Annotated in this window: 10 protein-coding genes; 4 read left to right on the top strand and 6 right to left on the bottom strand. The window is 44.7% G+C overall.

Going from position 1 to position 23,464, the window contains the following annotated elements; all coding sequences use genetic code 11:
* Positions 1-458 precede the first annotated feature (458 nt).
* The 4 genes from R7E00_RS01900 to R7E00_RS01885 form a co-directional block, all read right to left on the bottom strand.
* Positions 459-10,091, bottom strand: a complete 9,633-nt coding sequence (locus R7E00_RS01900; RefSeq protein ID WP_238967260.1) for an Ig-like domain-containing protein — start codon at positions 10,089-10,091, stop codon at positions 459-461.
* Between the two features lie 120 nt (positions 10,092-10,211).
* A complete protein-coding gene (locus tag R7E00_RS01895) occupies positions 10,212-10,826 on the bottom strand; it encodes a phage tail protein (RefSeq protein ID WP_054576103.1) in 615 nt (204 codons plus the stop codon).
* Positions 10,827-10,972: 146 nt separating this feature from the next.
* Positions 10,973-11,920, bottom strand: a complete 948-nt coding sequence (locus tag R7E00_RS01890) for a formyltransferase family protein (RefSeq protein ID WP_246535126.1) — start codon at positions 11,918-11,920, stop codon at positions 10,973-10,975.
* Between the two features lie 7 nt (positions 11,921-11,927).
* Positions 11,928-13,226 carry a hypothetical protein gene (locus R7E00_RS01885; protein ID WP_182038394.1) on the bottom strand — a complete coding sequence of 433 codons (1,299 nt, stop codon included), beginning with the start codon at positions 13,224-13,226 and terminating at the stop codon, positions 11,928-11,930.
* An 868-nt stretch (positions 13,227-14,094) separates the two neighbouring features.
* Between R7E00_RS01885 and R7E00_RS01880 the strand changes: the two genes are divergently transcribed.
* Positions 14,095-17,268: an AAA family ATPase gene (locus tag R7E00_RS01880; RefSeq protein ID WP_017819913.1), complete on the top strand. Its 3,174-nt coding sequence runs from the start codon at positions 14,095-14,097 to the stop codon at positions 17,266-17,268.
* A 134-nt stretch (positions 17,269-17,402) separates the two neighbouring features.
* Here the strand turns inward: R7E00_RS01880 and R7E00_RS01875 are convergent, their stop codons facing one another.
* Complete coding sequence (locus tag R7E00_RS01875; protein WP_005373450.1) at positions 17,403-17,876, bottom strand: DUF1842 domain-containing protein; 474 nt, start codon at positions 17,874-17,876, stop codon at positions 17,403-17,405.
* Between the two features lie 283 nt (positions 17,877-18,159).
* On the opposite strand from R7E00_RS01875, the gene R7E00_RS01870 reads away from it, so the two are divergent.
* The 3 genes from R7E00_RS01870 (at position 18,160) to R7E00_RS01860 (ending at position 22,026) form a co-directional block, all read left to right on the top strand.
* Positions 18,160-19,851, top strand: coding sequence for an FAD-binding oxidoreductase (locus tag R7E00_RS01870; RefSeq protein WP_262606141.1), 1,692 nt, complete (start codon positions 18,160-18,162; stop codon positions 19,849-19,851).
* A gap of 87 nt (positions 19,852-19,938) precedes the next feature.
* Positions 19,939-20,265 carry a hypothetical protein gene (locus tag R7E00_RS01865; RefSeq protein ID WP_005373454.1) on the top strand — a complete coding sequence of 109 codons (327 nt, stop codon included), beginning with the start codon at positions 19,939-19,941 and terminating at the stop codon, positions 20,263-20,265.
* Between the two features lie 471 nt (positions 20,266-20,736).
* Positions 20,737-22,026, top strand: a complete 1,290-nt coding sequence (locus R7E00_RS01860) for a linear amide C-N hydrolase (protein WP_262606142.1) — start codon at positions 20,737-20,739, stop codon at positions 22,024-22,026.
* A gap of 147 nt (positions 22,027-22,173) precedes the next feature.
* Here the strand turns inward: R7E00_RS01860 and R7E00_RS01855 are convergent, their stop codons facing one another.
* Complete coding sequence (locus tag R7E00_RS01855; RefSeq protein WP_005373458.1) at positions 22,174-23,217, bottom strand: GMP reductase; 1,044 nt, start codon at positions 23,215-23,217, stop codon at positions 22,174-22,176.
* Positions 23,218-23,464: the final 247 nt, after the last annotated feature.

The following is a 23,464-nucleotide window of genomic DNA, read 5'->3' as shown; positions in this document are numbered from 1 at the left end:
ATCAGGGCGACAGCCAGCGTGGAACGCTTTTCAACCCAATAAGGGTTCAATACGAACTGTGTCGCTCTGACACGCTTGGTTTGGCTTCAGCCCCAACACTATATTTCTTCGCCTGTAAACGTACTAGGTTCAAAGTAAAGCGACGTATCACGCTGACATTTGCAGCACTACCAACAACCCTATTGCGTAAATCATCTTCTTTTAAGTTAAGTTCACATCGAGCATTCAATGAACCTTATTTTTCTAATATCGAACCGTAAGTTCTGTTTAACACTCTATCAAAACACTATCTTTCGCTAGATGTTAAAGAAGAAAAGACTTCAAGGTAATTAAGGATTTGTTATAGACTATTGACCTACATAATAAAGAGCACAATCACGACATTAATCTCCAGTGATTTACCATACCGCTTCATGAGCAATTGGGATATAAATTATCGAAAAATACCAAACCATAAGTTAATACGCTGCTAACGGCTCAAAAAAATAACGAAGTTGTAGCGCAATTATATCAACATCATTTTCATGTAAAAAATAACGAGCGCCTTGGACACCGATCTCCCAATTATCTGAGAAGTTGTAGCCAACTTCTGCACCAATATATCCATCAAAACCATCCACTTCCGTCGTTATCTTGCTGCCTTGATACGTACTTTCAATATCGGTTTCCCAGAACAAGCCCCCCAAACTCAGTTTTGCGGACCATGAATTGTATTGCCAGAACTTATAACCGATGTCGAAGCCCATGCCCTTAACAAGGAGTGGGGCTATCGATGCGACATTGGCGTGATAGTCTTCTGGTGAAGTAGTAGCACTACGCAATGTAGCACTACCTTCACCCATATCAATATAACGAATAGTTCCAGACCATTGCTCAGAAAAAGTATATCCAAACCCGACAGAGCGATAGAGCCCGGTGTTGTCAGTAGAGATTACGTTATCACCTTTAACAGCATCACGCTCATCTGCATGGCTTGACCCCATTTGAACATCAACATACCAACCCGCTTGACTACTAAAACTAAACACAGCAATTAGTGCTAAAGCACTGTTTCTTCCATAACGTTGCATGGCTCCTAACAAAATCAAAAGCATCAACACTATGCCACCCAATGATCCTGCTGAAGTATTTTCAACCTTTACATCTCTTACCAACTTAACGGTCACTATAACTTTCCCCGCGTCTTGCAGGCCTTGGCTATCCTGAATGATATATGTCAACACATCATTGCCTTCAAACCCTGAGGTAGGGGTATAGGTCACGCTCTGATCTGCATTCATGACCGACTGCCCATACTGCGCTTGGACTGAAACCAACTTCAATGTGTCGTTATCCGGATCGGTATCGTTAGCAAGGACATAAACCGTGACAGGGGTACGATCATCGGTGGTAATATTATCGTCCACCGCATTCGGATTCTGACTGTTTACCACATTTACCGTCACCTTCGCCGATCCCGTTCCACCATTACCATCCGTTACGCTATAAGTGATCAAAGCCTCCCCGTAGTACTGTGGTTGAGTGACATAACTTAGTTTGTTATCAACCACACTAACACTACCAATATCTACAGAAGCGCGACTTACCTTCAGCCCATCACCATCAGCATCGGTATCATTGCTCAATACATCGATCGTCACCGTACCATTGAGACTAACAAACGCATTGTCGTCAATCGCTTGAGGGAGTGTATTATTGCTTACACGAGCGGCAACGACGCCAGGGTCAACGACACTGCCATTAGCCAATCCGTCATCATCGTTCGGGCCACCGTCTTCAATGGTAAGTTGTACACACCAGTCACCTTCAGTCAGACCCTGTGACCATGAACTGTGCCCTGGTGGCGGACAATAACCAGCCTCGCCAGCACTAGAAGAAACTGTGTTTTGAGCATCCTCAATAAAGTCTACCCACCCCTGTTCAGCATTATACTTTCGGTACACTGCATTTGCTGGAACAGGTAAACGTTGAGGCATAACTAATTGATAGCTTTGACCGGGAAGCGGCAAATTAGTTACTACAAAATCAAAGATTCCCCCTATGCTCTTCATATTGATATCTTTAGGAAGCTCCTCATCCAGCAATAAAGCTCCTCCTGTTGCGTTAGTCAGAATGGTTATTCCTTTGCGTAAACAGACACCTGGCTGCCCCTCAATGAGGAAGCGATCTTTTTCTGACACAACCTGTTGAATTACGTTACAGTCAGAAATTGCATCAAGATAATCAGGGATACCATCACCATCACTATCATTATGACCTTCTTGATCATCCGGGATTAAGTCGCCATCACTGTCTTCACTCCCGAGCTCCGCCAATGTTTGTACCACTTCTAAATAGACATTCCGTGTCACTGATAATGGTGGAGTGCCATTGTCAGTAACTGTCAATTGCAAATTGTAAATCGCTGAACTCAGTAATTGCGGAGAGAAAGTCAATGTTTCGCTGTACATCTGCCCCGCAATCGCTTGGTTAAGTACATCGCTATCACTACTCCATCTGAAACTGTGTATATCGGACATATTGGCATCACTAACACTGCTCGTGATTGTGACCGGTTCAACACCATTTTCAATTTGTCTCCGCTGCTCCCCCGCCTGAGATACACTTACCGTGACCTTCGGAGCCACATTCTCTTCAAAGATTGTCAAGGTGTAACGACGCTTACTACCTAGATTAAGGGTGCTGTCCAGATCAATCACTAAGGTTTCAACGCCCTCATTTTGTCCATCATTAAGTAGTTCGAACGAAAGTTTGCCTTCGGTACCACTAGGTATCACCACTTCACCAGAGGTGAGCGTGTGGTCATCACTGTCCGTGCTTCCTGAAACCGTATAAGGTATGATTACTGGGTAGCTCGGCGAAGGACCGTTAAGGTGTATCGATACGCTATGATTGGTGCCTTCCGTGGTTTGCGCATCTTTGGAGATACTTATCAGTGGATACACTGTTACCGTTTGACTAGCTTCAGCGACGTTTCCATCAGAGTCTTGAGTGCGCCAATAGACCGTATTAGTTCCAGGTCGGAAAAAGGTCGTGCTGTCGACCAATGAAACAGGTAATAGCTTGCCTGTACTATCTCGTGCCACAGCAGAGCCTAATGCAACTTTAGTAAAGAGCGAAGTTGCGTTCACTTCGATATCTGAAGGTGCGGCTATTGTTGGTGCGTCCAATTTCGCACTTTTAATTGTCACGATTGCTTTCGCGGTGGCCTTTCCACCGTTACCATCTTTCACACTGTATTGCACTGCCACTGTACCAATTGAGGTCGTTACCAATTGGATTTGACTGCCCACAATCGTTGCCGTTCCAGATGTAGGTTTAACCCATTCCAGTTGTAATGTATCTAGATCAACATCGCTGTCGTTGCTGAGTACATCCAATAAGTAGCTACCATCGTTACTCTCGGTAAAGACATAGGTATCATTAACCGCCACTGGCTCATCATTAACGTTGATTACCGTGATGCTAAACGCTGCTAAAGATGTGCTTAGCTCACCGTCTGAGACACTAATAACAATATTATTGGTGCTGCCAACATGCTCATTTTCCGGCGTACCACTTAGCAACCCAGTTGCTCTATCAAAGGTTGCCCATGATGGTTTATTGCGGATTGAAAAGCTCAAGCTACTACTATCAACATCCGATGCCTGCAGTGCAAAGCGATACGTACTGCCTTCGTTGACGGTAAGAGCAGGAGTGCCACTGATCATCGGCGCGTCATTGACATTGTTAACCACAATACTGAATCTATTGAGCATTGTTGTCGTGAGACCATCAGAAACCGAGATAACAATGCCCTGATATTTGCCAACATCACCATTATCTGGAGTACCACTGAGCGTGCCTGTTGATGCATCAAAGCTAGCCCAAGATGGCTTGTTCACGATACTGAAGGTGAAGGCTTGGCTGTCAACATCTGACACTTGTGGCGTGAACAAATAGGTGCTGTCTTCATTCACTTGTGTTGCTGGTGAGCCAGAGATAACGGGTGCATCGTTAACGTTATTCACAGTAATCGAAAACGCTGACAATGAGGAAGAAATAGTGCCATCGGATACGCTAATCACGATATCTGGATAAGTCCCCACATAACGGTTACTTGGCGTGCCAGAAAGCGCTCCTGTTGTATTGTCAAATGTAGCCCAAGGTGGCTTGTTAGCTATCAAGTAGGTCAGAGTATCCGCTGGGTCATTATCCAATGCGGCGGGCACAAACTGATACACACTATCTTCATCCACTTGCGCCGATGGAGTACCCGTAATCACTGGCGAGTCATTAACGTTATTCACTGTGATGGTCACTAACGCCACTACAGAGGTAAGCTCTCCGTCACTTACGCTGTAAGTGAAACTGTCCTGACCAAAGAAGTTACTGTTACCCGTATAAACCGCGTGATTGCCTGTGACGGTAACATTACCGTTGACTGGCGATTTTACAATTTGATAGCTCAAAGATGAGCCTTCTGCATCGTTACCATTTAAAGTAATGGTCAGCGGTATTTCTTCCTCTCCCGTAGCACTGATATCGGTGGCGGTTGGTGTATCGTTGACTGCATTAACCGTCAAATCGACACGAACCTCTGTCGAGTCGAGATCACCGTCGTTGACCTTGAACAAGAAGAAGTCGGAGCCATTGAAGTCCGCTTCTGGTGTATAGCGCCAACTATTATTGGTCAACTGCTCTAGCACGCCATGACTGACTTGCTCAGTGATAAGATACTGCAGAGTGTCATCATCGTTATCAATATCTGAACCAACCAGCGTGATCACCAAACTATTGTCTTCATCAAGCGTTTGTGACTGTGCTTGCGCCATTGGTGCGTCGTTGACTGGTGTTACTGTCATGGTCACTGTTGCGGCGTTAGATACAGCACCTGCTAAGTCTGCCACCGTATAGGTGAAGCTATCTTCACCGAAGTAGTTCTCATTGGGGTTGTAAACAATCGCTCCTGACGCCGTCACGTTCACACTGCCATGTGCTGGCGTATCGACGACTGTGACACTAGTGAGTTCAAAACTGTCTCCAACATCGGCATCACTATCATTGCCTAATACATTGACCTCGAAGGAGCCTCCCTCTAGTAGTTGTGCACTGTTATCAACAGCAACGGGGGCATCATTCACTGGCGTAATATTGAGCGTGACGGTTGCAGGCACTGAGACTGCTTGACCACTATCGGTTAGCATGTAGGTAAAGCTATGTTGACCATTAACGTTCGCTGTTGGCACAATCTTTAAGGTCCCATCGACATTGACACTGACCGTGGCAAAACTGTATACCCCCTCTCCTTGACCAAGATCTTGCAGGGTAATACTACTCGGGGTGAATGACCCATCTTCAATATCACTGTCGTTACTTAAAATATCGAGTGTCGATGTGATATCTTCATCAAAAGTAAAACTGTCTTCCTCCGCTACTGGTGAGTCATTGACGGAACCGATATTGACGCTGACCGTGGCCGCAAGAGAAACGCCGCCTTCACTGTCTGCGATCGTGTAAGTAAAGCTATCGCTACCATTTTCATTCGGATTCGGCGTATATACAAAAGTGCCTACAGTTTGATCAATGGCTACTTGTCCTTTTTGAGGCAAACTAACTAACGATAAATCACCCGTTGGGATGCCATCTTCAACATCCTCCGCTTGACTACGCGCGCTGACTACTGCGCTTGCGGTATCTTCGTCGGTGTTGATGGTCAGCGCTTTAGCGACTGGCGCATCATTTATAGCCATGATAGTGACGGTCACTGTCGCCTCTTGCGACTCCTGCAGCAGGGCATCTTTCACGGTATAGGTAAAGCTATCTGTGCCTGTCTCATTATTATTTGGCGTATAGGTAACAACGCCGTTGCTGATCGACACCTGACCTTTAATTGGTTGCGTTTTAATCGTTGTAGAAGAAGCGACCATGTCATCATTAACATCGGAATCGTTGGCTAACAGATTAAATTGTTTCGCCGTATCTTCCTCAGTCGAGAAGCTATCATCAACTACCGTTGGCGCGACATCGTAGCGTTTGGTCACAGTATCCGTCACTGCATCAGATGCGTTGCCTGCGGCATCGGTTACCACCACGCTTACTGTCAACGTCCCCTCTTGCAAAATAGTGACGTCAATGCCCGTTACTTGCATGGTCTCCGAAGAAATTGTTTGACTAGCGCCGTCAATGGTCGTGGTACCGTCGGTCACGCTATAAGTGAACATCGCGTTCACTTCAGCTGCTGCGAAGGTAAAGCTCATCGCCTGTTCGTTGGTTTTGTTAATGCTCTCCTGATCAATGCTGATGCTATGTCCAGTCGGGATCCCCGTATCCACTGAGATCAACAACTGAGTCGCTGCTGTATTGAGGTTGCCAGCTGCGTCGCTAAATTTCTCGGCTGCAACATCAATAGTTGCATCCTCAGTGCTTTCTTCTGCAGGTGTAAAGGTAGCCGTGTAACTGGCGCTACTGCCCGCAAAGTTAGAAAGAGTTCCTCCAGCCACGGTCACATCGGCTTCGGAAAAATCAGTTGCGGCTTCACTCAAGGTAAACGTGAGTGTTGCCGTTTCACCCGCTTTCAACGCAGCGCTGGAGCTAGTGATACTAACGGTTGGAAGCACAGTATCGACGCTGATGGAAAGTGGTGTAGCTGCACTATTGGTGTTACCAGAGGCATCGGTAAATGTGCCTGTGGCAACTTCAATAGTACCGCTCGTCGCACTCTCTTCCGTTGGTGTAAAGGTCGCAGTGTAGCTGCTACCACTGCCAGCAAAACCAGACAAAGTACCGCCACTAACCGTGATATCCGCCTCGGTAAAATCGCTCGACGCTTCACTTAAGGTAAAGGTAATGGTCGCCGTTTCGTCCGCTTTCAGCGCCAATTTATCACTGGAGATAGTCACACTCGGCACTAAACTATCAACGGTTATAGACAGTTGAGACGCAGCAGTGTTGCTATTCCCGGCAGCATCGGTAAAGAAATCTGCCGCCACGTTAATCGTCGCTGTACTTGTACTGTCTCTATCCGGCGTAAAGGTGGCCGTGTAATTGTCACCGCTGCCCGCAAAGTTAGACAAACTGCCGCCAGTGACGGTGACATCTGACTCAGTAAAGTCACTTGAGGACTCACTTAAGGTGAACGTGATACTCGCCGTTTCGCCAGAGATCAAATCAAGGTCTGAGCTGCTCAAAGAAACAGTTGGCCTCACGTTATCTAACGTAATTGTTGTGCTATCTATACTGGAGGTGTTGCCCGCCGCATCGCTCTGGCTCGCCGCGACCGTCAGGGTGCCGTTGTTAAACGCACTTACATCAAACTCACTGCCAATAGTCGTCCAAGCCCCGGTATTGTCGGCCGTCACCGTACGACTGACTGAGTTGTTATTGTCCGTGATGGTCACGGTCACACTATTGCCAGCCTCCGCGCCGGAGCCAGCAATCAGCACATCATTGTCTTCTGCCGCATTGACGATACCGTCGATTGCAATCGGCGTGGAAATGGTAACAGCGGATGGCGCTGCGTTATCTAGGGTTACGCTCTGGGTGGCTACGGTGGAGATATTACCTGCTATATCAGCTTGGGTTGCAGACACAGTCAGGGTGCCATTGCTCAAGCCACTGATATCCAGCTCGCTGCCGCTCAACGTCCAGTTGCCTGAGTTGTCGGTCGTCACCGTACGACTGACAGAGCTGTTGTTATCCGTGATAGTCACGGTCACGCTGTTGCCTGCTTCCGCGCCGGAGCCAGCAATCAACACATCGTTATCTTCCACTGCATTAACAATACCATCGGTTTCAATCGGTGTAGTGATGGTCACAGCTGATGGTGCGGCGTTATCTAAGGTAATGCTCTGGGTGGTCACTCTGGAGGTATTACCCGCCGTATCCGATTGCGTCACAGCAACTATGAGTGTGCCGTTGTTCAGGCCACTGACATCAAGCTCACTGCCGCTCAACGTCCAGCTGCCTGAGTTGTCGGCCGTCACCGTACGGCTGACAGAGCTGTTATTGTCCGTGATAGTCACGGTCACGCTATTGCCTGCTTCCGCACTGAAGCCAGCGATCAGTACGTCGTTGTCTTCTGCCGCATTGACGACCCCATCAGTTTCAATCGGCGTATTGATGATTACAGCAGATGGGTCTGCATTGTCCAGAGTAATACTCTGGGTGGCTGCGGTAGAAGTATTACCTGCTATATCTGCTTGGGTTGCAGACACAGTCAGGGTGCCGTTGTTAAACGCACTTACATCAAGCTCACTGCCGCTCAACGTCCAGTTGCCTGAGTTATCGGCCGTCACCGTACGACTGACAGAACTGTTATTGTCCGTGATAGTCACGGTCACGCTGTTGCCTACTTCCGCGCCGGAGCCAGCAATCAGTACGTCGTTGTCTTCTGCCGCATTGACAATACCATCGGTTTCAATCGGCGTGGTGATGGTCACTGCTGATGGGGCTGCATTGTCTAGGGTAACACTCTGGCTAGCTGCGGTGGAGATATTACCTGCTATATCTGCTTGGGTTGCAGACACCGTCAGGGTGCCATTGTTCAGGCCACTGACATCCAGCTCGCTGCCGCTCAGCGTCCAGTTGCCTGAGTTGTCGGCCGTCACCGTACGACTGACAGAGCTGTTATTGTCTGTGATAGTCACGGTCACGCTGTTGCCTGCTTCCGCGCCGGAGCCAGCGATCAACACATCGTTGTCTTCTGCAGCGTTGACGATACTGTCAGCCTCAATCGGCGTGGTAATGCTCACTACGGATGGTGCTATTGTATCAATGGTGACACTTAACGCGTTGGATGCCGAGCTAACATTATCATCGCTATCAGACGCTTTAGCACTTATTGCATGTGTAATACCAGACGCCAACTCATTGGTTGTTATCTGCCAGTTTCCTCCAGTAGCAGTGCCTGTGCCAATAACCGTTGCACCTCCACCGACTTGATCACTGTATAAAGTAACGATCGATCCACTCTCAGAAGTCCCACTAAACGTTGGTGTAGTGTCACTGGTAATATTATCAGTATTTAATGGCCCGGTATCCGAACTAGCATCTAAATCGGGTGTAGATGGCGCATTTGGCGTGGTATCGACTGTCGTAAAGTTAAATGTGGCATCATCGCTGATCCCAGCGAAGCTATTATTTGCGCTGTCAGCCACGGCACTGGATTCAATATGAATGGCGTAGGTCCGGTTCCCTGCCAGATCACTGGTTGGGTTTAAGTAAACTTTATTGTTGGTAACACTGATGCGACCAGCGCCTGGTGATGTTGTTTTGCCATCGCTTTCGGTGGCAACATTAAATACTTCAAAGTCGCGACTGTCGGTAACATTACGAATGGTAATATTGCCGCTCTTCAGCTCAATATTTTCATCGAAGGCAATCTCGATGTTGTTGCTAACAGAAACATTGGTTGCATCATCAGTGGGGGTTGAGCTCGCACTGACAAAAGTAGGCGCGGTAGAATCTGAAACCGCAGCGTCATCAATCTTGATACTTCTGATAAGATAACGAGAGTCAGCACCCGGACTTCGGGTAAACGCCATAGTCACTGTATCAACGTCCTGCCATGCCGAATCATTAAAATCTGTACCACGGGTCAGGGTAAACAAGTCCTGTAACCCTGAGTTTGCTTCACCACCTTTTGGCAAGGTGACAGTTTCGGTCACTGTTTGAGTATCATTAGAGAAGCCAGTTAACACAAGTTGATACGTTTTATCTGAGTCTCGCGCCGACCCCTGCATAAAGGTAATTTCGTCGAAACTGAAGTTAGTACTTGATTTCTCAAAAAAGCGGAAGCCACGATTGTTGAACTCATTAATCATGGTATTTGAGTAAAGAACACCAGCTACAAATCCGAGGTCATTTAGGCCAGTAAACGGAGTGCTATCAGTGCTATTGCCGGCATCTAATACCATAGACACAGCACCTGCATTGGTAAGAGTGACCGAGGGCATACCCCCAGTGACGCCGGTCTCCACCTCACTAAAACTGGAACCTGAACCATTAGAGTAGTTAATCGTTTGCTGTGCAGCCCAGGCTTCACCGGAAAAAAACGCTGAGGACACCCATGCTGTTGTAATTGCGATCGCTACCTGACGACGTAATCTCATTTTCCTCTCCTGAAGATGACGGCCTTATCAACATAGCCGGGTTATCATAATCAACTTAAATGTTTAATTTTTTTATAGGAAAGGATTAGCGATAGTTTCAGCCAATTCTTTCTTGGTTGATTAGCTGCGTGGTGGGTATACTCCCGCAGTGGCAATTAACCAATTAATCGGCAATACCGGGCTCAAAATATTAAGTGGCATTGAACCGCCTGTTTCAGTCACAGCTACAGTACCTCCGCCCGAGCCACCACCAGACACACTTAAGCCTTCGATCTCGGTCAAATCTGGTTGCTGAAACGTCGGTTTATAGAACCCGGGGGTAGAGTTTTGCGCTATATACGAATTACTATCGGGTACCTGTGTATTTGCAGCATTGGTAGCAACCTTCATCCTGCCTGTTACAGGTGCAGAAGTGCCAAGAGGGGTAAAAATTGCCGTATGTAAGTGTGCTGGCATTTGAGTTATATCAATAGTTACCAGTTCAGTACCCAATCTTTCTCCCTGATGATAATCCATCCCCCCAGGTCGTGTGCCTACACCAACTGGACTGCGGCCACGCAAATCAGGTAAACCAAAGGTAGTTCGGGCGTCACCTCCGTATAGAGTGCTAACTAGAGAGAAGAGCGCTGGATTATCTTCAATTGCCTGCATTTGCCCCGAGCACATTGCCCAATTTCTAATTGCAAAATTGCCACCAAATGCGGTTAGTGTCCCAAGATACGGTTCTGTAGCCATACTGTTCTTCCTTTCAACGTATACACTTAAGTTAAAACCAGCCCATAACGAAATTGGTGTGGTTGGTTAAAACTTTCCAATCTCGCATTACTAAATACCGTTACGGGCTTCATCACTGCCGCAAAGAGCCGTATTGAGATATTTATTTACTCACAAGCAGAAGCGTGCTGGAGCAATGACATCCCAGCATCTAGCCCAGCCATTTGCGCATAGCGATAACCCGAAAACACGCCTTGCGGTGTAGCAATAACATCTATTGATATGGCGCTATCTAACGTTTTCACTTGTAACCCATGTTGTGGGCTGATCTCGAGAATTCTCCCCGCCTCAACACCGACTAAAGAAGTCTCCATTGCGCTTGCTTGCAAAACATTGGCGACACCACTTGGCAAGCTCAACATCGCACCACCGAAGTCATGATTGCCTGCTCGCACTAAGTTGACGATTTCGCGACTCGTTTGCACGTTCCAACGAATGTGCAGATCATGTTGGTTTACTGCTCGTGCTACTTCGTTGGGGTTTGATACTTGTTCACGCCAAACCAGCCCTTGCTTTTGTTGCGCGATGAGGAAGTCATACATCAGCTTAGCCGTCATTTGTGACGCTTTTTTCTGAGCACTGGTTAAGGTCTCAAACGGGTGAAATGGTACCTCTAACTCCATTCCTATAGCGCCGGAATCAGCCGATGCCTCAAGACGATGCAGGGTGAGGCTAAAGGTGTCTAAACCGTCTCTTAATTGCCAATAGAGAGGCATCGGGCCTCGATACTCGGGCAGCTTTCCCGGATGAATGTTGTACAAGTTTCCGTTGAAAAACTGACACAGCGAGGAATGAACTATGTGCCTGAACAAATAGATGACGCCATCCGTGACTCGCCAAGCATCGAGTTGCGCTATCAAAGCACTGCTATCATTGGCGGTATACTGAGCAATATGAATCGATTGAGCGCTCAGATAGCTCTGTAGCTGCTGTAAGTCTGGATTTAGTTCTCCTTCCGGTACTACCACGCCCGCCAATTTATGTTGTTGTGCCAACAACTGAATGATGGGCAAGGCGTAACAACTTCCTGTAAAAACGACGTATTTTTGCTGCATATCGAAATCATCCATGGGTGGCGACAAAACCTGGCAATCCGGTTAACTGATAATAGAAACTGACCTTATCCCCTCCCTTCGCTTCAAAGTAATGGTGTTCAACAGCTTTGGGCTTGGCATCCACATAAAAAGTCATGTCGGGATTAGGATGGGTAATACCAGAGTCGTATTGTCCGACCATCGCATCTCCGTAAGTATCGATATGGCTGTAAATGGCGAGGATACGTTTTGCCATATCTGGCACATCTTTCGGCAGCTCAATGGTGTTGCCTTGCAGCATTTTTATTCCACCATCTAGCTCAAAAATCTCGCTTCTGAGCAACATGGCTTTATTGACGTTAAGAATTTCTCCCAGATCAATTCGATCATCGATCGCTTCCGGCTGGCAATGGTTGGAATGTGCATACTCTGCTTTTTCCCATTGTTGATTAAATTCCGTCTCCCCGATGACCATCATGGCGCGCACAGATACCTGATTGGGGATCATTTCGCCTTGAATATGTAAATATTGAACCAAATGTTTCGCGATGCTGAGGAACCCTTCCCGACTAAAGCCATGCTGCATCGCTTCAAGTATCAGGAGATCAAACGTTTGAGTTGGCGAAAATTGGGTAGCATCTTCTTCCACTAAGGCTTCAATGTAGTCTGCGATATCGAGATCCGCGATCAATTGATTGAGTGCTTTAATGGCTCCGGGGTGAATATCTACTAGTGTCACCTGAAGCTGCTCTGCGCTAATTCGATCACTTTGTTTGTAGTGAGCAAGTAAAGGCAGCAGCAATGGTGCAAAGGGGCCGCAAGCTGGATAAAGCACTTTAACCTGTGACTTGTTGGCAAGCATATGTTGGATAGCTTTGTTTATACCACACGCAAAGCCTTTAATTCGGTACACATCTTTGATGGTGTGTTTACAGTTAAGTGGGGACATCACCAGCCCAGACGTGGAAATGTACTGTCGGGTCAGTTCCTCTTGAGTGAGTTTAGCCAGAGAAAGAGATTGGCAAGCGTTGCCATACATGCTCTGAAAGGCTTGCACCAGTGTTCGGTGCTCAACTTTCGTCTCCTTCAATACGAGCTCAACTGCCGCAGCGAAACTCTCTTTCAGTTGCCGTTGGCGTTCAGCCGTGCTGAGTTGGTTTGGGAGCATAGCCTCAAGTTGAGTCCGTAATGAGTACTTAAGCAGCTCATCCATTTCGGGTTCAGCAAAACCAAACTGTTGAGTTTGTTGCTGCACTTCTTCAACACCGACCGTCTCACGAGATTGAGGACGTTGCTGGTAGAATTCTATAGATGAGCCTTTTTGCATAATTCATGAACCTCACTTGCCGCTGTAGCAGTAGTTAATGATGTAACACACCTGTACTTGAGAAAAACATATGCCAGAGGTCCGCGTTACAATATCTCAGCTCCCGGCTCTAACTTCATAAACCGTACTGACAAAATTGGGCAGAAAAATTGAGATAAAAACAGTTCTAATCCTGTAAATTCAGAGAGTAGTAAATAGTTAGGGTAATAGGCCTTTCGATGTGATTCTTCTAAAGCAAGCGCTTGCCAATCCCCTCGATGGCAAGATCGTTTGACATATGGCAGCCACGCAGTCTCCTTAATAGAGGTAAGCGCGGCACTCAAGTGTGGTGTAATATGAAAGCCTTTTAACAGGCAGAAAAAGCCAATATCCATAGTATAAAGCCAACTATTTATAATATTGAAATTAAAATAATTTTTTCGGCAGTTATTTTGAAATTGCCGATATTTGATTTATAGACTAGAAAAAATCAGTTAGCCAGAATAGAGATCAAAAAAAACACTAAAAATAAGATTGTCAATTTATATCTCTAAAATTAAAGAATTTAATTTTTAAAGTTTAATGAAGTCCAATATAAGTTTAAGGTGTGCAATCTTTTAAAAGATATAAGTTTAAAGATATTTCAAAAAACTTATTAAGAAAAACATGAACTCACAAAAATAAATATCAAAATTATTAATAAAAAAACACCACCAATATAACAATGAATTAAGGTGGTTTGAAGATTAAAATGCCCATTTCATTTTCGTATATAACATTTTAACTACTAGTATTATATATGTGGTGAAATAAGATAAATTTATTCACTCAACATATCCAATCGATTCAGGTTTACTGGGAAAAGCTATACGTTACAACGGAGTGAAATATGGCAAATAGGGATGGAAGAATTCCACTCAACGTATTACGACTCAAAGAACTGAGAAAGAAATTAGGACTGAGCCAAGAAAAACTGGCGGAAGAATGCTTTCAACAGGGTTTTGTCGTATCTATTGCTTCTATAAAGCGAGCAGAGTCTGGGGCGAATGTGCTGTATCGTACCGCATCCAATCTCGCGGAATACTTTTCTGTCCCCGTAGAGGACCTTTTAATAGATCGGGCCTCAGAACCATTATTTACAAATGTATCTTCATCACCACCATATTTTTTTATTTTTGCAATCGAAGCAAAGTGTGATTTGACCGCAAAGGCTCTGCAAACCTTACTTCTCAGCCAAAACACTACACCCATAATACAAAACCGAACGTTTGTTCTTACTTGGTCTTTACAGGAATCGGACGAATATATTTTTGAGCGAATTCGACAACTAGCCCTTCAATTAAAGGTTGCTCTTTCGGCTTCGATTCGGTCTTTTATCAATGTGAAATACATGCATCGAATCACTGAGCTATCGGAACATCCAAATGCGATAACCCCAATCAATGAAATCCTAGTTAAAATCCCTTGGGGAGAAATAGCTGCTTGTCCTTGCTTTATCTCGTCCAATTGTGCCAGACCAATAAAACCTTTTCTAACAGGAGAGCCAGACTTCAACAACTGGCATTTTGTATCCTTACACCAAAACCATACTGATTGTTTCGTAGGGCGTAAACTTGAACTAGAAACATTGAATAGCGGAATCAAGCGATGGCAAAAACAAGAAGCAGGCCAAACGTATTGTATTACTGGTACCGCAGGGATAGGAAAGACCAGCCTACTCAACCAGGTCATTTCGTCTTTGAGTCGTTCTTCGTGTTTAACCACAGAGATTCAAATCCTGAATCATGGCAGTGCTGATCTCTTGTCCCCTCAAAATATATTCACTCGGGCAATTTGTTCATTTACTCGTGAAGATACCGATGATTCTATTCGTCAGCAGACTGTCGAGTCATCAATTCCCTCTTCTTTCCATCTCTGCCTTTATTGGTTAATGGGGGTAACACTCAACGAATCAGAAAAACAGCTGCTGAACTTAATGGAGTTCCAAACGCTGAAACAAACGATAGAGCAATCTATTCCTTTCTTAATTCAACAACGGCAGACCAGCAAACCGCATTTGATTATTGTTGAAGATGTCCATTGGGCCGACGAGGTAATGTTGGCATTTCTTGAGACACTGCTACCTTATATTACAAACACCAATATTTTACTCTTTCTGACGTTTAGGCAGCAAAAACGACTTAGTTCCAAACAATCTTGGTTTGCCAACGTGAATCTAATCGAACTTAGGGAGTTATCATCTGAAGAGTCTTACGAGTTAGCTTGCTCAATCACATGCCAACAGAATAAACATATCAATGACTGTATAAAGCTTGCGAAAGGCCATCCTCTATACTTGCGCCAAACACTACTTTGTTCTCAGTTTGATAAAGACGTTCCGGAGTCATTGGAACATTTAGTTTCGATACAATTAGCTCAACTTCCAGCCCAAGATCGCCAAGCACTCTGTACTGCATCTGTGTTGGGGCAGTACTTTCAACTGGAGCAACTGCGTGAAATCACTCGAATTCCCGGCTACGTACCAGATAAGTTAGTCGACGCTGGCTTAGTAAAACTCAATGGCGATCAATACCTTTTCCATCATGATTTGATTTGTAATGCTGTTTTCCGTCAAATAGACAAGTCACAGTGTTCAAAAATACACATGGCCTGCGCAAAATGGTATGAGAACCGAGATCGGTTCTTATATGCAGTCCATATCAATCATGCCAAGGGCGAAGGTGTATTTACTGTTCTTGACCAGACCGCCAAACATTACCTGAGCAATTATCAATTTGAAAAAGCACTGACTCTTATTGAATACGCTATTAAAGAGTCACCTAAAGCACAGATGGCGTATGCACTAAATATGAAAGGAAACTGCCTGTATTCGATGGGACGCATCAAAGAGAGTATTGAGGTTCTTGAGCAAGCGATTCATCACACAGAAAATGATTCTGAACGTGTTCAATACTATTTAGACCTCATTAACCCCTACCGTTTAACCGACAACTTTGTACAAGCGATGTCGATTTTAGACCAAGCCCAAGCCCTGTGCGAAAAGCTGACGTTAAATAAATCTTTGTGTGAAATTCACTCGATGAGAGGTAATATGCTGTTCCCCACTGGGCAGCTAGACGAATGTGAGAAAGAACATTTACTTGCATTAGATTACAGTCAACGAGCAAACTGTTTTCGCGCGAAAGCAAAATCGCTTGGCGGCCTCGGTGATTGTGCCTACGCACAAGGAAAAATGGCTCGCTCATACGAGCACTTAACCGAGTGTTTGCAACTGTGTGAAGAGCATCAGTTGCTTTCGATTGAAACTGCTAATCGCTACATGCTGGCAACAGTGATGATCTATCAACTGCAATCTGACGAAGCACTAAAACAGGCTCAGCATGCCTCGAATCTTGCCTATCTCACGGCAAACCGCCGAGCAGAAATTGTTTCTAGGCTTACGGCTGCATGGATCTTTCTCGACCGTAATGTCTTGGTGCAAGCTGAAAACGAAATCTCGACCGCTCTACAACTTTCAAAACAGCTTAATGCTCATCGATTTGTCGCTTTTCTTTTGGAGTCCAGTGCAAGATTGCACTGGTATCAGGGAAAAGAGGAGAAAGCCCTTTCGGACATCGACACGGCTCTAGATCTTGTTCATATCAATAAGCTACACAATTTTATTGGTCCTTGGCTCGTATCTACCAAGGCACTTATTTGTGGCGATGAATCAACGGCCCTCTCCGCTTTGCGCACTGGTGAGGCTTGGCTAGAATCTACCTGTGTTGGTCATAACTATTTACGCTTTTACCAACAAGGAATCCAAGTAGCGTGGCAGTATAAGCAGCCTACGCTACTTCGAAAATATCGCGATAAGCTGTCTAACTTCACCCAAGAAGATCCGCATCCATGGGGTGATTTTTATATTGAACAAGCGAATCTGATGCTTGCCTTACTCGACCAGTCCAGCTCCGTCTCTGAGTTGTTAAACTTCAATCAGGCGGCGCGTAAGCATCAACTGAATCAGGCTCAAATAAGTGTTGATGAGCTCGACCATTGGCTCTCCACATCTACTCAACCATGAAATATTCAATAAACGAAGAAAGTCGATTAATTGCACCGTCAAGTCATCGTGTTTACTCGATTTACCTCGTCAAACACAGATATTCGAAACCATCGAATATCTGTGTTTTGGCACAGTGTCATCGCTGATGAGATTTATGCTGGCGCAAGATCATTTTGCTCCACCTTAAAGTTCTCGATGCTAGGAACATGCTCAGGCAAAAGTAGAGTAACGCGTTGATTTGCTGCTTCAATCCATTTACCTGAACTATTTTTATATCGATAGAATGCCACGCCTGACTTCCAATCATCATTAAGTAGGAGGTTGAGCGTTACGTTATGAAGATCAGCTCCTAAAGGAGCAATGCCTAGATAAGGCTGGTAGCCCTGCAACGTCACCATGATATGACAATCACGCATCGTGCATTGATAGTTGAAACTACCATTGAGATCAGACACCACATTTAACGGTGGGTTAACGGCCTGAAAGATATGTCCTTTACCCACTATTGATTTGTCTTCGCTGGCCACGAGTAGATTAACATCGAAGCTCACTCCTCCAGGTAAGCCGTTACCAATTTGATAATGAGCAGTAAAAATTGCTTGTGATTCTTTTGAGTCCATTTTCATTGTGTTCTCCAACTGAATTTATTGTCGTTAGTGACCCATTCAATGTAGATAACACGTCATTCTGGTTCAGTATCAATTTAGGCTCAGATCTACTTGACTACATAAATTATCCACGGTCACGCAGATGCCGATCGTTCTTTTCATCAACCAGATATTGTTGCTCTCTCGCTGATGCTTTTGGCGATTTGTACAGAACAACTGATACCAAACTGATATGGTGAATATATGCATTTGGTTTAATATTTGAACAACTATTCAATACATAAGCCAAATGGAAAAAATAATGGAACATGAATGGATGCAGGGAACTAAAGAAAACCAAGTGGTAGAACAGCACCCTAACCCTCAAATACAACGCCTCGCTGTACTTAGCGCGTACTCAATCTCAGTCAATAATGCCAAACTGTTTATTCAGAAAATGGATAAGTGCGGTTTTCCTAAAGAACGATTACTGACACCTCTTGAAAACACGGTTTCACCGGTTCCCGGTTTGAACCAATATCAAGTCGAGTCACTCATCTTCAATACTCGCTATCAACACCAACCCTTTGTCATTGTCATGTGCGAAAGTACGCAAGAAGTTCAGCAAGCCTATCTAACAGCAACTCAATTCAATCTCCCGATTCGTGTTCGCTCAGGAGGGCATGATCACGCAGGTGAATGCAGTGGTGACAACGTCATTTTGATTGACGTGAGCAGAATTAAGACCTTCCAATTGTGTGACAATATTGCCACCATTGGTGCTGGCTATCGCTTCTATCAACTGACACCAAAACTTGCAGAGCATGATCGAATGATTGCACATGGAACCTGTGCCACAGTTGGGTTGACTGGCTATATTCAAGGCGGAGGATGGGGCCCTTGGACGCGAAAATACGGCATGTGTTGTGAGCACCTAGTGAGTGCAACCGTGGTATTGGGTGATGGTACGATCACAGAAGTCTCAGCAGAGTCCAACCCTCACCTATTTTGGGCACTAAGAGGCGGCGGAGGCATGAGCTATGGCATTGTTACCGAGCTACGCGTAAAAACATTCCCTTTACCCAAAGAGATCCACCGCTTCGAGCTTCAGTGGAACCTCTATCCAAAAATCAACGGTATGCTTCAGCCAATACCAACGCACCCTACCATAGATGTGCTAAAAAATTGGGAGCAGGCTATAAAAAGCCTCGATACGCCTAAACTTCTTGGCACCAACTTGCAAATTGATGCTCTGCCTGAATCATCTAACCACTGTGATATTGAAACCATCAGCCATCACTGCACCATGTATGGCTACTGGGAAGGAACAGAACAAGATCTTCACCAATTTATAGCCGTTCAATTTGGCGCTTGCTTCCCTGATTTAGTTCAAGTCTATGAAGCACATGGCACTGACTTTGACGGGAAGAAATACGATCACTCCCTGATGAGCACATGGGGGCGCGATTCTTTGTGTCAAAACGGTTCTCCTTTCCCTCCCGATTATGACGCCCCAGCACCTCACAAAATCACTTCGCGATTGGTGTCAGAGCGAGGTCTTAAACCAGAAGGCTATACTGCACTTTTGCAAAGCTTAACTTCACCTTTGATAAAGCCAGAAAACCGCTATCAAGGGCTATTTAGTTACGTAACCTTAGGGGCGATCACTGGCGGTTTTTATCATCACTCAGACGACCTTGAAGACATATCTTTCCCCTACCGCCAGTGTCAATATACAGTCCAATACCAAACCTGGTGGAATGAAGAGATAAAGCAAAAACTAGAACTACAAAATAACCCAGTACTTGTTGATGTAAACAGAGCCATGGACTGGATTGATAAAGCCAGAGAAGCTGATATACCGGGAACCTATGGTGCCTTCATCAGCTTTAAAGATCCGGCAATTCCGACAAGCGTTTATTTTGATCGAAGCTACCGCGACTTAATCGGTATAAAAGAAAAATACGCTAAGGATAAGTTTAATCACCTTAGAACTAATAAGACCATCATTTAACATCAATATGCATCTTAAAAAGCATATATTAACAGAACGTCATTTGGCCGTTCTATCACGTATAGAAATTAAAAAAGAGGAAAAATTATGACAACTAAGGGTTCATTTTACGTTAAAAATAACTCCAACGATAAAATCACCGGATATGTGAGATTTAAAGACTCTCCGGAAATGGAGGTTCATTTCGACTTGAATATTGGCGAACAATCTGAATCTGCTAGTTTTGAATCCGGTGCCGCTACCCATGACTCCTGGTATTACAGTTTCAAAAAGGCAGGTAAAACCTATACTGGGGACAAGTCCTGTGCATACTATGCAAAAGATGAAAATAAAGGCCCCGTCGTTGTAGAAATCTTTAATGATAATTTAAAAATATCTCCACCACTTAGCGGTTCTTGTGAGAAAACTTTATAGCTGCTCACCTGATTCATCACTTCGCCCGAGACAGTTGCACAACTTCTCGGGCAGTTTCATTTCTCGGTATTTGGATTGAAGACTCTCCCCATTTTCAATCACAATCTGAAATTGTTAACTTTATGTTCTCACTTTATATCACCACTGCAAGATAATCGAATAAATACAAATCACTTTTAAAATAAACTTTAAATCTAGAGTAACCAAGATTGAAAAAATAAATATATTATTAATTTCTAAGATCAAAGAGTTTTACTTAATACATCACTTTTTATTTTAACTCTATCAACTGATACTAAACTGCTACTGACGTTTTTTGATTGAATGCTTAACTTAATAGCATGCGCTTATCTCAATGGCTAAAACCATTACTAAAGCGCAATTCATCTATATCCACGTAATCTCTAAGCATTTGATTCAGAGGGTTTCTTGGATATTCATCATTCAAGATAAACAACGGAAAGCATGGCTATGTGTACAGATGTTAATATCAATTATGGTTGCAACAACCAAACCTTATCCGCTAGAACCATGGAGTTTGCAGTTAACCTTCAGACCGAGATTTGGTTTAGAGCCCAACAAACTTACCAAATTACGACCTTTACTTCCGACGGAAAAGCCGACCGTGTTTTCAATGGTCAGCCGCCAAAACTTCACAGTAAAGAATGTGAGTTTCGAGCAAATTGGCAGGGAGAGTTGAGCTTCATACACTGCAATGCCATTACCCGGTATAATAACCCTCTTTTAACAGCTGATGGCATTAATGAATCTGGCCTTTCTGTTGGGTCACTGTACTTGCCCATTCTCAATCAAAATGTATCGACCTCTCACATCCCTGATGATGCCTTTGCATTAGGCAGCGGCCTGTTTGGTACTTTTATCTTGTCTACGTTTAATACTGTGGACGAGATGGTGACCTACTTCACCACCCACCCCGTTTACGTGTTTAACTCGACTATTTCAACTGGTGAAACAGAGAGTGACAACATGGCTTTGGACCAGCATTTCGTGATTCACGATGCAAATAATGACAGTGCCGTCATTGAGTTTCTTAACGGTAATATGCATATCTATCGAGCATTCAAAGAAAGCGATATGTTGAGCAAAGAGGAAAATCAGCAAGCACGCTATCAATGTACCGAATACGACTTTGATGATTATAAAGTGGTTGTGGACCACTCCTACGTTGGAGTAATGACTAACTGCCCAAATTACCATTGGCATGTCAATCACCTCTCTTATTTTTCCAATTTGCGCAACTACAACCCAGAACCGAACAATGAAGCAACCATGCAACGTCATGTCCAAGTGCCTGGCCCACTTCAATCAATCAATGGCGCTGGCTTGATGGGTCTACCCGCCGACCCAACACCGCCGTCTCGATTTGTACAAACCTATGCAATTAAGCAGTTAAGCGAACAACCAACTAACTTCGACGAAGCCTTCTCACTCGGACAAAAGCTACTTAATCGCGTTGATATACCTTTGGGCATCATGGCGAATGAGTTTGAGACATCCGATAACCCTGAAGTCTTTTTTAGTGATATTACCCAATGGAGCGTTATTAGACATAACAGTCATCAATCACCCGCGTTCTATCTGCGTACTTACGGAGACATGACTTGGCGAGTCGCTAATGTCAAAGACTATATTGGGTTAAATAGAGACTGTCAGATTTCAAGCGTTTTACAGCTCATGCCAGTTACAACATCATTACCGTTTGAACAAGTCGAATCTCGACAAACTATTAAAATCGCTTAGAGTTAATTTTGAAGCGCAAACAAATGAGAAGCAAAAAGCCAGAGTAAGAAATCAATCTCACTCTGGCTCATAGCTGCATATAGTATAGTTTTATCTGCTATAGATATAACGTATGGTTGCTTTTTACACTTGTTACATACAGTCGATTTACTCTTTACCGAACACGTTGTTCTCTTGTTCTTGAACGCGGATGAATGTAGTACGCTTGGTTAGCTCTTTAAGCTTTGCTGCACCTACGTATGTACATGTTGAGCGAACGCCGCCAAGGATGTCTTGAATAGTGCCGTGAACGCTACCACGGTATGGCAATAATACGGTTTTACCTTCGGCCGCACGGTAGCCAGCGACACCACCTGAGTGCTTGTCCATCGCGCTCTTCGACGACATGCCATAGAATTTCATGAACTTCTCGCCGTCTTTCTCGATCACTTCGCCGCCTGACTCTTCGTGACCCGCTAGCATCCCACCTAGCATTACGAAATCCGCGCCACCACCGAATGCTTTCGCTACGTCACCCGCACAAGAACAGCCACCGTCACCGACGATCATGCCACCAAGGCCGTGGGCTGCATCACCACACTCGATGATTGCAGAAAGCTGCGGGTAACCAACACCCGTTTTTACACGAGTTGTACATACAGAGCCTGGTCCGATACCCACTTTAACGATGTCTGCACCAGCTAGGATTAGCTCTTCACACATATCACCAGTAACCACGTTGCCTGCAGAAATGACCTTGTCTGGGAACTCTGCTCGCACGCGTTCAACATACTCGACCAAATGCTCTGAGTAACCATTTGCAATATCGATACAAATGAAAATAAATTCATCTGAAAGCGCCATGATGTCTTTGGTTTTTTGGAAGTCTGCGTCAGATGTCCCAGTAGACACCATAACGTTATTCATGGTTACTTTATCTGCTGATTTAGCAAACTCAGCCCAATCTTCTACCGTGTAATGTTTGTGAACAGCGGTCATTACACCATGCTCAGCCAGCGCTTTAGCCATTGCAAAGCTACCAACCGAATCCATGTTTGCTGCGATTACTGGCACACCAGACCATTGACGACCACTATGCTTGAATGTAAAATCGCGGGTTAAATTTACTTGAGAACGGCTCTTAAGGGTAGAACGTTTCGGGCGAAACAGTACATCTTTAAAACCTAACTTAAGTTCTTGTTCGATACGCATTGTGTAATTCCTTGATTCATATGTATATGTGTCATTTCAGAGTGCGTAGTGATTTCGTTGGCAGACGAGTTCACTGTTCTTCGGACACAAAAAAACCGGAGCGTTGGCAGACGCTCCGGTTTTCAGCATTATAGGCTGTGATTTATTTCCTACAAGTCTGATATTTGAATTTTTTTTGTGATACCATCTTGAAAATCGCATATCAAAAACGCTCCCCAAGTCACCAAAACCTCTTATTATTTATAAC

This window comes from Vibrio sp. Vb1755 (assembly GCF_033338635.1).
Lineage (GTDB): Bacteria > Pseudomonadota > Gammaproteobacteria > Enterobacterales > Vibrionaceae > Vibrio > Vibrio alginolyticus.
This window is presented reverse-complemented; position numbering and strand designations above follow the sequence as displayed.